This window comes from Flavobacterium orientale, assembly GCF_014638005.1.
Lineage (GTDB): Bacteria > Bacteroidota > Bacteroidia > Flavobacteriales > Flavobacteriaceae > Flavobacterium > Flavobacterium orientale.
The window spans coordinates 234,181-248,980 of record NZ_BMFG01000005.1 but is presented as its reverse complement, the minus strand read 5'-3'; the positions used below and the strand labels follow the sequence as shown (position 1 = coordinate 248,980).

14 protein-coding genes are annotated in these 14,800 nt (G+C 33.3%); 12 read left to right on the top strand and 2 right to left on the bottom strand.

Annotated features, from left to right (window positions below):
- The first annotated feature begins 174 nt into the window (after nucleotides 1-174).
- From IEV15_RS08545 to IEV15_RS08535, 3 genes are all read left to right on the top strand, one after another.
- Complete coding sequence (locus IEV15_RS08545) at nucleotides 175-339, top strand: hypothetical protein (RefSeq protein ID WP_188362105.1); 165 nt, start codon at nucleotides 175-177, stop codon at nucleotides 337-339.
- A gap of 780 nt (nucleotides 340-1,119) precedes the next feature.
- Nucleotides 1,120-2,406, top strand: coding sequence for a hypothetical protein (locus IEV15_RS08540; protein WP_188362104.1), 1,287 nt, complete (start codon nucleotides 1,120-1,122; stop codon nucleotides 2,404-2,406).
- 112 nt (nucleotides 2,407-2,518) lie between these two features.
- The gene (locus tag IEV15_RS08535) at nucleotides 2,519-4,099 is read left to right on the top strand and encodes an AAA family ATPase (RefSeq protein WP_188362103.1); all 1,581 of its coding nucleotides are present in this window, start codon (nucleotides 2,519-2,521) and stop codon (nucleotides 4,097-4,099) included.
- A gap of 475 nt (nucleotides 4,100-4,574) precedes the next feature.
- Here IEV15_RS08535 and IEV15_RS08530 read toward each other — a convergent pair whose 3' ends face one another.
- Complete coding sequence (locus IEV15_RS08530) at nucleotides 4,575-5,006, bottom strand: hypothetical protein (RefSeq protein ID WP_188362102.1); 432 nt, start codon at nucleotides 5,004-5,006, stop codon at nucleotides 4,575-4,577.
- A gap of 555 nt (nucleotides 5,007-5,561) precedes the next feature.
- Between IEV15_RS08530 and IEV15_RS08525 the strand changes: the two genes are divergently transcribed.
- The 8 genes from IEV15_RS08525 (at nucleotide 5,562) to IEV15_RS08490 (ending at nucleotide 12,035) form a co-directional block, all read left to right on the top strand.
- Nucleotides 5,562-6,806 carry a DUF723 domain-containing protein gene (locus IEV15_RS08525; protein WP_188362101.1) on the top strand — a complete coding sequence of 415 codons (1,245 nt, stop codon included), beginning with the start codon at nucleotides 5,562-5,564 and terminating at the stop codon, nucleotides 6,804-6,806.
- Between the two features lie 210 nt (nucleotides 6,807-7,016).
- Nucleotides 7,017-7,856, top strand: a complete 840-nt coding sequence (locus IEV15_RS08520; RefSeq protein ID WP_188362100.1) for a hypothetical protein — start codon at nucleotides 7,017-7,019, stop codon at nucleotides 7,854-7,856.
- Nucleotides 7,857-8,005: 149 nt separating this feature from the next.
- Complete coding sequence (locus IEV15_RS08515) at nucleotides 8,006-8,797, top strand: hypothetical protein (protein ID WP_188362099.1); 792 nt, start codon at nucleotides 8,006-8,008, stop codon at nucleotides 8,795-8,797.
- A gap of 147 nt (nucleotides 8,798-8,944) precedes the next feature.
- Nucleotides 8,945-9,562: a hypothetical protein gene (locus tag IEV15_RS08510; RefSeq protein WP_188362098.1), complete on the top strand. Its 618-nt coding sequence runs from the start codon at nucleotides 8,945-8,947 to the stop codon at nucleotides 9,560-9,562.
- Nucleotides 9,563-9,630: 68 nt separating this feature from the next.
- Nucleotides 9,631-9,936, top strand: a complete 306-nt coding sequence (locus IEV15_RS08505; protein ID WP_188362097.1) for a hypothetical protein — start codon at nucleotides 9,631-9,633, stop codon at nucleotides 9,934-9,936.
- Nucleotides 9,937-10,115: 179 nt separating this feature from the next.
- Nucleotides 10,116-10,745 carry a hypothetical protein gene (locus IEV15_RS08500; RefSeq protein ID WP_188362096.1) on the top strand — a complete coding sequence of 210 codons (630 nt, stop codon included), beginning with the start codon at nucleotides 10,116-10,118 and terminating at the stop codon, nucleotides 10,743-10,745.
- A 168-nt stretch (nucleotides 10,746-10,913) separates the two neighbouring features.
- On the top strand, nucleotides 10,914-11,720 hold the full coding sequence (locus IEV15_RS08495; RefSeq protein WP_188362095.1) for a sterol desaturase family protein: 807 nt from the start codon (nucleotides 10,914-10,916) through the stop codon (nucleotides 11,718-11,720).
- A gap of 78 nt (nucleotides 11,721-11,798) precedes the next feature.
- The gene (locus tag IEV15_RS08490; protein WP_188362094.1) at nucleotides 11,799-12,035 is read left to right on the top strand and encodes a hypothetical protein; all 237 of its coding nucleotides are present in this window, start codon (nucleotides 11,799-11,801) and stop codon (nucleotides 12,033-12,035) included.
- A 161-nt stretch (nucleotides 12,036-12,196) separates the two neighbouring features.
- Here IEV15_RS08490 and IEV15_RS08485 read toward each other — a convergent pair whose 3' ends face one another.
- On the bottom strand, nucleotides 12,197-12,643 hold the full coding sequence (locus tag IEV15_RS08485) for a hypothetical protein (RefSeq protein WP_188362093.1): 447 nt from the start codon (nucleotides 12,641-12,643) through the stop codon (nucleotides 12,197-12,199).
- 231 nt (nucleotides 12,644-12,874) lie between these two features.
- Here IEV15_RS08485 and IEV15_RS08480 point away from each other — a divergent pair, with 231 nt between their 5' ends.
- Nucleotides 12,875-14,404 (top strand): DUF4394 domain-containing protein, encoded by a 1,530-nt coding sequence (locus tag IEV15_RS08480; RefSeq protein ID WP_188362092.1) that lies wholly within the window; start codon nucleotides 12,875-12,877, stop codon nucleotides 14,402-14,404.
- Nucleotides 14,405-14,800 lie beyond the last annotated feature (396 nt).

The following is a 14,800-nucleotide window of genomic DNA, read 5'->3' as shown; positions in this document are numbered from 1 at the left end:
TTTTTATTGTTAATTTTTTAATAAAAACGATGAATTATTACAAATTGTTTTACTAAACACGATGTATGGTAGTGATTTTTATGATTATTTTTCTTAAGAAATTGGGTTAAACGGGTCAATTTTAGGGATTTACGGGGTGTTTTTTGGGAGGAGCAGGGTGAAAAGTGGTGTTGTTTGGGGCGAATTGGGTTGGCTTGGGAGCGAATTGAATGGGCTTTGGAGCGAATTGGATGGGCTTGTGAGCGAATCGCTTGGGCTTGTGAGCGAATCGGGTTAGCTTGGGGGCGAATTGCTTGGGCTTTAAAGAGAATTGGATGGGCTTGGAAGCGAATTGAATAGGCTTGTGGACGAATTGCTTGGGCTTGAAAGGGAATTGAATGGGCTTGAAGGCGAATTGGGGTGGCTTGGGAGGGGATTGCGGGTTGTTGTTGGCTGATTTTGTTTACCCCAACCCTAAAGGGAGCAAAATCAGGACGTTTGTTGTTATTTGGTTTTCAGTTGGGGGGTTGTTGCTGGCTGATTTTGTTTGCCCCAGCCCTAAAGGGAGCAAAATCAGGACGTTTGTCGTTATTTGGTTTTCAGTTGGGGGGTTGTTGCTTGCGGGTTTGCGGGTTTCGAGTTGCGGGTTACGGGTTGGTGGTCGAGTTGGGAGGGTTGGTTTCTCGCAATCCCGATAATTATCGGGAGCAGTGACGCAAAGATTTAGAGGGGTGTGTGAAATATGTTTTGGAATTTAAGGGAGATTTTGGTTTTGGTTTCTCGCAAAGTGGTAGTAAAACCTGTTAGAGGACTACTTTAATTTGTCTTTGGATGAGACAGGAGGAGGGGATTGCGAGTTGCGGGTTGCGGGTTTCGGGTTGGTGGTTGAGTTTTGGGGTTGGATTTTTTAGTTTTTTTAGTTCTTTAGTTTTTTTAGTTCTTTAGTTGTTTTGATTTATTTGTTTTTTAGTTATTTGATTCTATTGTTTTTTGATTTATTGATTTTTTAGTTTTTTGATTGTGCCGTTTTTGGTTTGTGTTTTTTGGGGGTGTTTATGGGAAAAAGCTTGGTAAATTTTTGAAAAGGGTTAAAAAGTTTTTTATATTTGATGGTATAAACAAGTTAGTAGTAACTTTAAAATGACTGAAGAAAAATTTAAAATAGAAAATAATACTTGCATAGTTTCTTCGTATTTAATTGACGAATTAGACTATGTAGTTGGGGGTTATGGACAACCAACCATAGAATCTCTTTTTAATTTAAATGCTTTCATAGAAGCATATGTTCTTTCTTCAAACTTCATTTTCTCAAAACATGAGCTAGACCATATTCAAATAACAAGTAAGGTGCTATTTCCTAATGGTAGACCAATATTTGAACTTATTAGTGATTCAAAGAATATGTATGCAGTTGGAGGTATTGGAAATCCAATTATGCAATGTGTTTATGTTGACAAAGTTGAAGAAAAGAATAATATAACCATTCAAAAAGCCATTGAAACTTTTCAAGAAAGAGACTTTGAAAGAATAAAAAAAACATTGGTTATTTCTGATTTAGCAACTCCCACAGAAAGTGTAAAAACACTAACAATTGGTTTTGGTGAAACTCAATTGATTATTGGAGAAACTACCAATAAACCATTTGAAATGGTAAAAAAATTCTATGATTCAATCACCAACTATAATGTTCAAAATGCTTTACCTATTTTTACATACAAGCAACAGTTTAATGAACTAAGAAAAAAAGCAATCTCAAAAGAGATATTTAAAACAATTTGTGATATTAAAGGCCAAGAAATTAAGGACGCAGAAGCATTCATAGGTGGAGAAATTCAAGCACTACCACCATTAGTAAATATTGTTCTTTCAAAAGCAAAAAATAGAGAAGATATACCAAGGGTAATGAAAGAAATCCGTGCAGACTTTACCGACTTTAGGTTATGCTGTGAAAAGTTTGAGTCTAGATTGAATAGTTCAACAACTATAAAGGAACAAATAGAGGCAATTAAGGATTATAAAGTATTTTGGGGGACACTTGTAAAGAAGTATACTGACAAAACATCTAGGATTGTGTTTAGATTTTTAGACATGGCCAAGGAATCTAGTTATGATAAATCTCTTGACAATTATATGGATACACAAAATGCTAGTGAGATTATTAAAGATTTAAACCTGGGAAAAGTTGCTGGCAAAGCTGGAATTTTAGCTTGGGACAAAATTAAAGAGAAAAGGATTTTGAATAGATTTAAAGGTGTAACAGATTTATGGGGCTTAATAGACGACACTCCTGCATTTGAGCTTCAGATAAGCAATGCTGAAAGAGTTTTTAACACAAAGATAGACCTCAATAGAATCAATATAACTCGACAATATTTAAATGCAATTGAAAAAACATCATCTACAACAATTTTACCAGAACGTAGTTAAAAAAGCTACTGCTAATAGCTAGAATTTCATTGTTGGCTTTGCAAGCCCAACGAAACTCTAGCTATTAGCTGCAACCCTATGACTACACAAACACAACGACAAATAAAAAAGTATGCTGAATCTTCAAAATATAAATTCCGCCAAAAATAATTTGCTTTATTATAACCCTACAACATTCTCAGGGAATCAAAATAGTTTTCGTTTTTTCTTAAATAGAATTAAGGTAAATGACTTTAGACATGTCAGTAATTTGGATTTTACTTTTGACCATGCTATTACAGTGATTTCTGGAACGAATAAAATTGGCAAGACAAGTCTATTGCTTTTGATAGCCTGTAGTCACGAAAATTTCATGAAATTTGATTCGACAAAACCTGAGACAGATTTTCGTAGACATACATGGCGAGATGTATTAAATTTTACAAGTCATGAATCTGCAACAAGAAGTTACTCTTATGAATTATTCTGGCGTGTTGGAATTGATAATCGAACAGGAGAAGGTAAAAGAGCTGCAACAAAACAATCTTGGACAGGTTTAGGAAAGGCTAGTTCTGATTTAAATCGTATAAATGCACAAATAAGGGATAAACAAGTTAGATTAATTGATTTAGAAAGACTGTTACCTGCAAGAAATTTTTCAAATAGCTTGATAAGAAAAATTAGTAGTGCAGTTCAAATTAGATTACACACAGACATAGAACAAGCATTTAATTATATTTTTGAACTTGCTAATCCAGTTCAAATTCACAAAATTGGCTCACATATTAATAAAGTTGCCTATCTCATAACTCCGACAGTTGGAACTGGAAACGAGTCTTATTCAAGTTATAATGCCGCATCAGGCGAAGAGTCACTTTTGAATATTTTAGTTGATATTTTCGAAGCTCCTATTGATTCATTAATATTGATTGATGAACTTGAAGCAGGGATTCACCCTAACATTCAGAGAAGGCTAGCAGACGTTATACAATATATTTCATGGCATCACAAAAAGCAATTTATTCTTACTACCCATTCACCATCTTTGATGGCATCATTCCCTCAGAAATCTAGAAAGTTTATTGACATTAATCCAACAGGTGTTTATGAAACAATATCTGCAATTTCTATTAACGCTGCATTTTCAAAAATGGACTCTAAAGCTTATCCATTAGTGCAGCTATATTGCGAAGACACGGAAGCTGAATTTATCATCAAAAATATTTTAATAAAAATAAATCGAACTAAAAAATATTTTGACAGGTTAGTAAACATTATAATTTCTGGACCTATTAATCAAGTTCAAAATGATTATGAACGGCACAAAAGAAATTATCCACAAATGAGATTAAAAATGGGTTATTGCTGTGTGTTTGACGGTGACTATAAAAATGACCCTAAATATTCTTCATATCATAATCACCCTTCGGACTTTTCGTTTTTCCTTTATCCATATACTGCACCCGAAAAGTTCTTAGTGAAATCGTATTTAGACGCAAATCCAAACGCACAGCTTTCCACAGCATTAAATTATTCAGATCACCATGCGTTATTTCAAGAGATGACTAATCTGGGACTAGCAACAGACCAAAGTCAGGCTTTAAATCTATGCTGGCAAGCTTTTATTCAGACACCAGAGTATAATAAATTAGAAACTGACTTAACTGCATTTCTGTTAAAAACAATTACACATTTTTCTAGACAAAGTGACTAATAAATTTGAAAGATAGAAAAAAGGGTAGCGGCTAATAGGCGTTTTGCTCAATGGCTGGAGAAGTGGTTAATTGAACATTCTACCTCGCATCAACTTTTGTGGTGTATTGATAGTTTTGTACTAAAAAATTCGCCACATCGAAAAGCTGCTGACTTAAGGCAAAATGTTGTGTGCTAGTTTATTAAAACTTAACGTTATCGAGGAAAATCCAAATAAATTCGATATAATTTAAATCTATTAATTTTATATTTTATAAAATTAATTATTGTTTTTCATAAAATATCTTTACTTTTGAAAAATGAAAAAAGGGAATGCTGTAAACATTCCCTTCCAAAGTGGTCAGTAAATAGAGATTTATACAAATGAAATACTTTTCTTTTTACAGTGTATATAATTGCACTTTTCCCACTTTTAAGCTTCTCTAATGTGAAAGCTTCTATCTAAAATTTTAAAGAACTGATTTTCAGTTCTTTTTTTATATTGTATCTATAACTTCATATATATTTCCAATCTTTCTTGACAATCCAATTTCGACAATAACCTTTTCATCTTTAACCAATTCACTTAACTTATCTCTTGTAACACTAAAAACTCTTTCTTTTGTTACATATTTCTGATTTGCATTGTAAATAGCATCAGCAATATCTTTAGATTTCATTCTTCCACCTATTATCTTCATAACTTTAAGAATATAATCTTTCCAAATCTCGTTATCATTTTTAGGTTCTATTTTTTTAGAAATATTATTTACTGCAGAAGAAAATATACGAGTTTCTAATTTAGGAGTACTTTTTTCTTCTTTAAGTAAAATATTATCAAGACCTAATAAAACGTTAATAGCATCTAATTCTTTAATTAAATCTATTTTTTTCTCTAATAATAACTTTTTAAGTTCATCTGTTACCATAACTTCTGATTTTATTATACAAATATACAGAGTTAAAACTAATTAAGAATTTTAGTTATTAACAATTTTCAATGTTTTTTTCATGTTTTTTTCTATGTTATTGATTTATAAATATTTATATAAAATAAAAAATCAATATTGTTAATAACTAACTAGTTATTTAACTTTAAAATGTGAAAAATCCATTAAATTAAAGAATAAGAAATGTTGTTATAGAAGATAGTAAAAGATAGTAAAGAAGATACTTTAGAAATAAATATAGAAGATAATAATGACAATATTACAGAAGATAGTAATTAAGATGGATATATAGCTTAAATTAAAGATGAAAATTAAAATTTAAAAAAAAACAGCACACAACAGCTTCAAGAAATGGAGAGGTACGGGATTAATTTGAAATGGAAAAGGTTTTAATTTAGAGTTTTAGTTATATTTGTGTAGGCTTGGTCTTGGTTCATCGCCACTTCTTGAAGCCGGGACACGTTGTGTAAGAGGGTAACTGTTTACAGAGAGAAGTCAAGTTTTGATATCTGATTCCGATAATGTATTTATGTGATGAGTAAAAATCTTCAAATTAGAACATCTGAATTTATAGAAAAGTCAATAAAAATACATGGTACTACATTTGATTATTCTAAAGTAGAATATAATGGTAGCCACACAAAAGTTTCTATAATATGTTCGGAACATGGAGCGTTTTATCAGTCACCTACGAGTCACTTATCTGGTAGCGGATGTCCAGAATGTGCGTGGAAATATAAGCGTGGAAAGTATAGATTAACTACTTTAGAAACATTTCTTAGCCAAGCTAAGGAAATACATTGCGATAAATATGATTATTCTAAAGTAGAATGGAAAAATACTACCTCTAAAATTAGTATTATATGCCCTATTCATGGTGAGTTTACACAAATACCCCAAAATCACATTAGACTAAAATGTGGGTGTAGAAAATGTGGAAGAGAAATAGCTAAATCTAAAATAAATAAGTACAATACTGAATATTTTATAAAAAACGCAAAAAAGGTTCATGGAAATAAATATGACTATTCTATGAGTCAGTGTTTTAATGCTACTGATAAAGTAGAAATTAGTTGTTCTGTTCATGGAATATTTAAACAAATTGCAAACCAACATTTACAAGGGCATGGTTGCCCAACATGTAATTTTGACCAAATGGCGAAAGATAGAGCAATGGGTAAAGATCTTTTTATTTGTAAAGCAAAAGAGTTGCATGGAGAGAAGTATGATTACTCAAAAGTTGATTATATTAATGGGCAGACGAATGTTTGTCTTATCTGTCTGATACATGGTGAGTTTGAGGTTACACCTAATAATCATTTATCTAAAAAAAGCGGGTGCCCGATTTGCAATGAATCTAAATTAGAAAGAGAACTCACCTCTATTTTGGATAAAAAGAATGTAAACTATGAAAGACAAAAGAGGTTTAAATGGTTAGGTAGGCAATCATTGGACCTTTATTTACCTGAATACAACTTAGCAATTGAATGTCAAGGGATTCAACATTTTAAACCAGTTGATTTTGCAGGAAAAGGCGAAAGATGGGCAAATCAATCTTTTGAAAAGGTTAAAGAAAGAGATGATATAAAACTGAGAAAATGTTTAGCTTATAATGTAAAAATGATTTATGTTATTGATAATGAAGAATATCTTGAAAATAAATATCATTTTGATAATGTAGAACCCTTTTCAGCTAATGTAAGTTATAAAATTATGCATGTAAATCATTTAGAGAATTACATAAATCATTTAGTTGATATATCTCATTTTTTGGGTTAGAAATAATAAAACAATCGCTAATACATATAGTTTCGTTTGAGATGATAAGCCAATAATGCTTCCTACTTTGTAAGAGATTGCTACCTAGTCTTCGATGTTGCTTGCAATGATAAACCGGGTGTGGATTTTGAGGGTGAGGGAAAGTTGGTTATATTTGAGGGTGATTGGTAGTTAGCTGTAATTTGAAACCGCCCCAGAACTGGAAATTTTATGAGAGAACAAATATCAGTTGATAAAGCAATAAAAAGAGGACACTTGATTGTAAATGTTCCTGTATTCATTTCAATTTTTGGTTGTCCAGCTTTAGCACTTTATTTATCAGAACAGAATTTGATTCCTGGATGGGGAGTTGGTATTGCTTTCGTAGTTGGTTTTGTATTAGCTTGGTTAATTTGGAGTTTTATGATTACCAAATGGAGAATTTGGGCTTTTGAAAATGTTAGAAATGTTCACGAGTTAAAGAAAAGAGCAATTCAAGAAAAACTGATTTGGAATGATGGAAATATTTTCGAAAAAACGGAAATTAGAAATACTGAGAATAAAAGAAAACTCAAAGAACTAGAAAAGAAATTTGATCAAGAAGATGAATACAGAGAAGATTATTCACTTCCGCCAAAAATGGAAATTCACTATTCAAAAGCGTATATTTATTTTGAACTTGTAATTTCAGTTTTAATAATTGGTTTTGGTATTTATTTATTCACTAAAGGAGAAAACAAACAATATATTTTGGGAGCAATTATGGCTGTAATTGGAATTTACAGCACAATAAAACAATCCCGAAAAGCAATTAACAAGAAACCACAAATAATAATTGACTCGACAGGAATCCAAACAAAAAACGTTGAATTTAGAGACTGGTCAAATATAGAAGTTGAGGAAGTGGTTCAAGAAGGTTATGGTAAATCTGCAAAATCCTACCTGACTTACTTTTATGATGAAGAAGAGTTTGAAAAGATTGAAATTGACTCTCTGAATATAACACACAGAGAGTTGGAGAATATAGTAAGAACATATAGAATACGATATAATAAAAACTACCGCGAATAGCAGTTTGCAACAATTGTAAGGTTTGGGTTTTTCCCGAATTTTTGCAAAAATTCAAAAAGGAGTTTTATATTTGGTATCGGAGGTGATTAATAGTCGCAACTGTTGCAAACCTCAAGACGTTGGCAACCATATAGGAACATCCTGCAAAAATGAAAATTTCGGTAATATTAATATTGACTGTACTCTTTTTTAACTTGAATGTCATTGGACAAACCCGTACTATAATTGGGCGTGTGCTTTCTGAGGACTTAGAATCATTACCAATGTTAGATATTAGAAACTCTGATAGTGTACTCCTTGGAAAAACGGATATGGATGGTCGGTTTAAAATTAGTATTCCACAAGAAACGGAGAGTTTGTTGCTTCGATACTTAGGCATGGAGTGGACTGATATTAGTTTGAAGAAAGATTGTGATACAATTGAAGTTGTATTGATGTATGATGTTATTTATGACTTTATGACCTCAAGAAAAATTGATAGACTTCGTAAGAACAGATTTGACAATTTGCCTAGCATACATTCAGACGCTGTAAAGAATGGACTTTTTGAAAATAACAATATCTGTTACGATAGAGATTTTAAAGCATACAAGCCAGATTTAGACAGAATTAGTAGAGAATTAAAGGAATTCGGAAAAACAAATAAAAATGATTTCAAAGATTTAAGTATAGGAGACATTGTAAAAATACCATTTGGATTAGATACATCGGAAAAAAGAATAAGTACTCATTATTCTGCTTGTAAGAATTGTACCGATGAAGATTATGATTACGTAATTAAAGGAAAAATTATAAATAAACACAGAAGAAAGCTAACTCTCGAAATTAAGATTACAGAAATGCAGCCTTATGATTCTTTGGAATATGGAGGAAAGATTTTAAATGTCGGAAGTGATTTTAAATATGAGATGAAATATTTCGAAGTAATAATTGCTAAATAAATACGGTTGCCAACATTGTATAAGAACAATAGCGGGGGAAGTGGCAAATTCAAGGTTTGTGCATTTAATAAACTTTGTGGTGTCGGACAGGCAATCGTCTTGAAATCCACTACTGCTCTTATACGTAACGTTGTGGTTAATTTAAAAATGAAAATTCTACTAACATTAATAATTGTGATTTCAGCATCGTTAAATGCGAATGCTCAATCGGAATCGGAATATATCGATACTTCAAAAGAATTAAAAAAATATCAACGGACTGAATTACGTCGTGCTAAACGAGCATTTTCAGAACGAACCGAATTTAAAAATATCGAGACTCGAAATGTGAAATTGGATTCTTTACAATCAACTTATAAATCGAATACAGTATTGACCTTATGTTCAGGTGATTTTTATTGTGATGACCTTTTTGGAAAAGGAAAATTAACGGGGGAAATGTTTTATGAGCCAATGAAAATTAACCCATATGCTGACAGCAGAGTTTATATAAATAAGATTGATGGTGACACATTAAAAACCAAGCTCTGGAATAATGGCAAAGGCAGTTTAGCAATTCTTAACTTTAAGCACCTCCCAGAGTTAGATAAAAGAACGGAAAGAAAATTTGTCATATGGGCTACTACTGTAAAAATATTTGGAGGAGGTCATTCAGTTTTCTTTCTATCATTAAAGAATAATAAGGCTGACAAAAACACGGACTTAAATGATTTTATAGAGAACGCATCGGAATTTAAACTGATTTTTTCTCACAATGAAATGTAAAGAAAACTAACGACAACACCAGCCATAATCTATGTCTTTTAAACTATATAACCAATCGAAATAAAACCATGAAGTCATTTAAAAGATTTTATTTTTTCGCTATCCTTGCTTTTTTATTGGCGTTGCATTTTGTTTTTGAACTTTTGCTTTTGCCTATTGCAGTGCATTCGGTTAATGCTCATACGGATGTGATTGATTTTATTTTTTTGGGATTTGTTTTTTTGTTTTTACTTGTTTTAATGTTAGGAGTATGGTCTATAGTATTAACTAAAAAAGCATACTTTTTATTTCTTGCTCTTTTATGTTGCGGTTTACTGCTTTATTGGATTTGGGTGTTTGATGGGTTGGAGTGTGGGCAGTGTGTTACTGCTTAATGGTTGTACTGCCTACTGCGTAGGAGGTTCATTCCGCCTAGGCGGGATAAAATCCAGTCTTCGACGTCGCTTGCAATGATAAACCGGATGGGGGTTTTGAGGGTGATGGAAAGTTGGTTATATTTGAGGGTGTTTTGTAGTAATCACCAATTTATATGAAGCGACATTTGAGATATATAATGCTAATTCTAACATTTGGAGCACTCCAAAACCTAGTTGCACAGGAAACGAAAGTCGGAATTGTAAAGGTTGTTAAATACAGAGATACGAATGACAAAATTACCGAATCAACGACTGACGCTACTCTTGCATATTTCAACAAAAGGGAACACAGTATTTTAATTACGAATAAAAAAGATACTACTCGATTAAAAACTGATGCTCTCGGGATTTTTACTATTCCAAAGCAATATTTTGATTATTGTAGCATAACTGTAAATCCTGAATCAAAATACTTGAGAGAAGAATTTCTTTTCCTTGATGGATTTGGAAAAAAGGACAGTCTTAAATTAGAAATTTACGACTATCATATCTCTACTACTATTGACTCTACAATGGCACCTGCATTCTATAACAAATTCAATACTAAAAAAGCGGAACAGGACTTTTTTGCAGGAAATAAAAGATATTTACTTGGAAATGGGATTACTTACGTAAATGATTTTATTGAACAATTGAAATCAAAATCTGAAAAATTTGGATTCAAAATTGAGTATCCTGAAAAAATGTACGGAACTTTGGCTGAACATAGAATTCTGTTCAGATATAATGAGCGAATGAAGGAACTTTTAGGAATAAAAGATTGGTAGAAATAGCTAATGTTTCGTTGGATTTGATAAAGCAATAATGATTCCAAAGTTTTGTGAATTGGGGAGGAAACAAAGGAGAGCAAAGTGGTAATGGGAGGATTTTGGGGAGCAGGTGTATGTTGATTTTTGAAAATAAGAATTGAATTTTTAAAAATAAAGCAAAGCATTATGGAAATTTTAGAGACGATTTTGGATATAAATCCGAATTATAGTATTATCGGATTGCTTGCTGTTTTCTTCACATTGGAGCAAGTGTCCGGAACCCCTTTTTCTTTCAAAAAGCGGGGGAATCATTTGTTTCAAAATATTCTTTTTCAAATCGTATTGATAGTTCTGAACCTATTTTTCGTTGCAATACAGGTTTATTGTATTGAGTGGTTGAACACCAAGGAAATTGGTTTGCTATATTTAGTTGCACTTCCATTTTGGACAAAGCTATTTTTGAGTGTTGTTCTTTATGACTTTACTACGTACTGGATACATAGAGCCTCTCATAAAATACCATGGTTATGGAGGCTACATAGGGTTCATCATAGCGATACAACAATGGATTCTTCTACAACTTTTAGATTTCATCCTTTAGAGCTTATCCTCATCTATCAAACCGGAAATATAGTTACTGCGGGAATATTTGGAACAGATGTAACTTCAATGGCATTATACTATTTTATAATTTATATTTTCTTCTTTCTTGAACACTCTAACCTGAATTACCCTAAATGGTTGAACAGTACATTCGGACTTATTTTTGTAATGCCTGACCATCATAGAGTTCATCATCATCAAGAACAATTTTATACGGATTCAAATTTTGCGGATATTTTTATTATCTGGGATAGAATATTTGGCACGTTTAAGCTACTTTCTGTTGAAGAAATGAAATATGGATTAAAAGAATTTGAACCGGAAGAAAAGCAGACTTTCCTTTATCTGATGAAAAGCCCATTTATAGATAGTAAAAAGAATAGCATTTGATGTATTTTAAATTGTTGACGAATATATCTAGCACCTAACCAAAAATATTATGGCGGAAGCCTTGTAAAAAAAGAAACTATGAATCAAAAGGAAAGTAGGAATTCGTCGGAAAAAGAAAACTCAAATAGTTTCTGGGATAGTAGTTTAGCACTATTCTTTTTAGCTCCTATTGTTTTTTTGTTCTTGTCAAAATTTACCGGAAATCAAATTTTTTATGGAAAAGCCGGAAATTCAAAAAAAGACGTAAAGCAAGTTTTACTTTTGTCAGCCGGAAGTTTGTTTTATTTGATAGTGTTGATAATTGCGTTAAGTTAATAACAGCTATTAGGTCGTTCACTTAAAGCCGTGACAGTGCACTATATCTATTGGAACGTGTTTTAATTCAAAATCAGGACTTTCGATATTTTACTCGAGCGTCTCGCTCATGTCTGCAATCTATGCCAGTATCAAACTAAAATCCTACTTGAACATCCCTATTATTCCTTTTTTACCGGTTTTCTTTTTTGTTTGGAAAGCCGCAGGGCATTTGCTGATAATTCTTTAATGTCGTAAAAATAAATCGGGTCTTTTTTTAGCAGTTGAATTCTGGCAATATCTTGTACTCTGAAGATAAGATCTCCTGTTGTGAATTCATCTTCATAGAGTTCTAAAAGGTCATCATTGTCAAGGTAACGGATGTCTTTTAGGGTGAAATGTCCGGTTTCGTTACCCTTATTTAGTCGTTTCATTACTTGATCGTTTATTTTTCCGTAATAGAAATAGGTGGTGGTGTCTCTTGTTAATACAGTTTCAATGGTGATATAAACCCATTGGTTGTAGGTGTCTGTTTCGGGTATGGGTTGTTCTTCGGAAGGGGTTGGTTTGTTGCAACTGGTTAGTGATAGGGTAAGGACGATTGTAAAAATTCTTAGTAGACTTTTCATTAGATATAGTTTGGTGTTAGCTGTTTTCAAAATTATACAAATTTCAATTAGTTCAAAGTTATTTATATTCCTATTTTCTTTTAAACTATTGATCATAGAAATCAAAAAAACTTTATAATTTAAATAACTGAAAAACAATAAAATACTTTGTTATTTCCAACTTTTTTTTGAACTAATACATCCATAAACTAAAAAACTTCGTACGTAAAGGAAACATATAATTTTTGTAACATGAAAACTAACAAATTCACAGCAGTTCGAAGAATGCTACTTACCACAATGGTAGGTTTAGCTTTTGTTGCTTGTAGCGACGATGATTCACAACCTACTAACAATCCGGATATGCCTGGCATGGCTCCGGATGTCAATTTTACGGCGTTGACCAACAACAACCAATTGGCGTTTTATAACGCACAAAGTTTAAACAGTCCGATGAGTACCGTGACCATTACAGGGGTGCAATCGGGTGAGATGATTACAAGTATTGATTACCGACCTGCAACCGGCCAATTGTATGGTTTGGGAAGTACAGGGCGTTTGTATTTTATTCATGAGACTTCGGGAGTGGCTACCGCTTTGAGCGATATGCCTTTGAATCCTGTAGTTTCCGGAGCAAATGCTTCTATTGATTTTAACCCAACGGTGGACCGCATTCGTTTGGTAACGGAGTCGGGACAAAACTTGCGTTTGCACCCGGAATTGGGTACAGTCGTGGCTACGGATGGTTCTATAAACGGAGGCATGAATCCGCGAATTGGAGCGGTGGCATACACCAACAGTATGGCCGGAGCTACAGCAACGCAATTGTATGATATTGATTTTGAAGAAGACAAGCTTTACATTCAATCGCCGCCTAATGATGGTGGATTGGAATTGGTGGGCGACCTTACGGTTGACTTTGCCGGAATGGGTGATTTTGATATTAGTCCTGATAATTCAGTGGCATTAGCGGTAACGTTTAATAACAATGATTCTCGTTTGTACACTATTAATTTAATGTCAGGAAAAGCAAGTTGGGTAGGAACGTTTGGTCAAGCGGTAATTAGTTTGGCTTTCAAAACGAATCCTGTTGCGTTTGCTACAACAGCAGATAATAAATTGGTGCGTTTTAATCCTACGAACGGTATGTCTAATCAAGTAGATATTGCCGGCTTAGGTACAGGCGAAATGATTGTTGGTTTGGATTTCCGTCCGGCAAAAGGAATGCTATATGCGATTACGAATCAAAGTAGATTGCTTACGATTAATACGTCAAACGGTCAAACGGCTCAAGTGGGTGCAACGTTAACTCCGGCTTTGATGGGGACGACTTTTGGTTTTGATTTTAACCCAACGGTAGACCGCATTCGATTGGTGAGCAACACGGGTCAAAACCTGAGATTGCATCCTGATTTAGGTACTGTTGCAGCAACTGACGGCAATTTGAATCCGGGAATGCCAAGCATTACAGGTGCGGCGTACACAAACAATGTGGCTTCGGCAACTACCACACTTTTGTATGTGGTGGACTCAGAAACGAACATGTTATATACACAAAACCCACCTAACGATGGTGTTTTAGTGCCGGTTGGTCCGTTAGGAATCAACATTCAAGCAGACAATGGTTTTGACATTGGCGGAACAAGCAACATGGCATTTGGTTTGTTTACCGTAAATGGCAACCGAGGGGTTTACAGCATTAATTTAACAAGCGGAGCTGCAACTTTAGTGTCTAACTTCTCAGTAGGAGTGACGGCTATGGCAGTTGGATTGGGGTTTTAAAAGAATAGTTTTGTTTATGAAAAACCCGGGGAACCGGGTTTTTTGTTTTAGTGATGGAGGTCATACAAAATCATGTCCTTTTATGATATAATTTGTAATGTATTCCTATCGTTAGACCGAGCAAAATGCCATTAAGTTAAGGATTTTGTAATTTGAAAAAGTCACACAAAGCAAATCACCTCCAGTTTGTCATCCTGACGAAGGAAGGATCCCATAATCCAAGTAACACAAAGCTTATCCCCAGCTCGTTCGAGCACAATATCATTAAGTTAAGGATTTTGTAATTTGAAAAAGTCACACAAAGCAAATCACCCCCAGTTTGTCATCCTGACGAAGGAAGGATCCCATAATCCAAGTAACACAAAGCTTATCCCCAGCTCGTTCGAGCACAATATC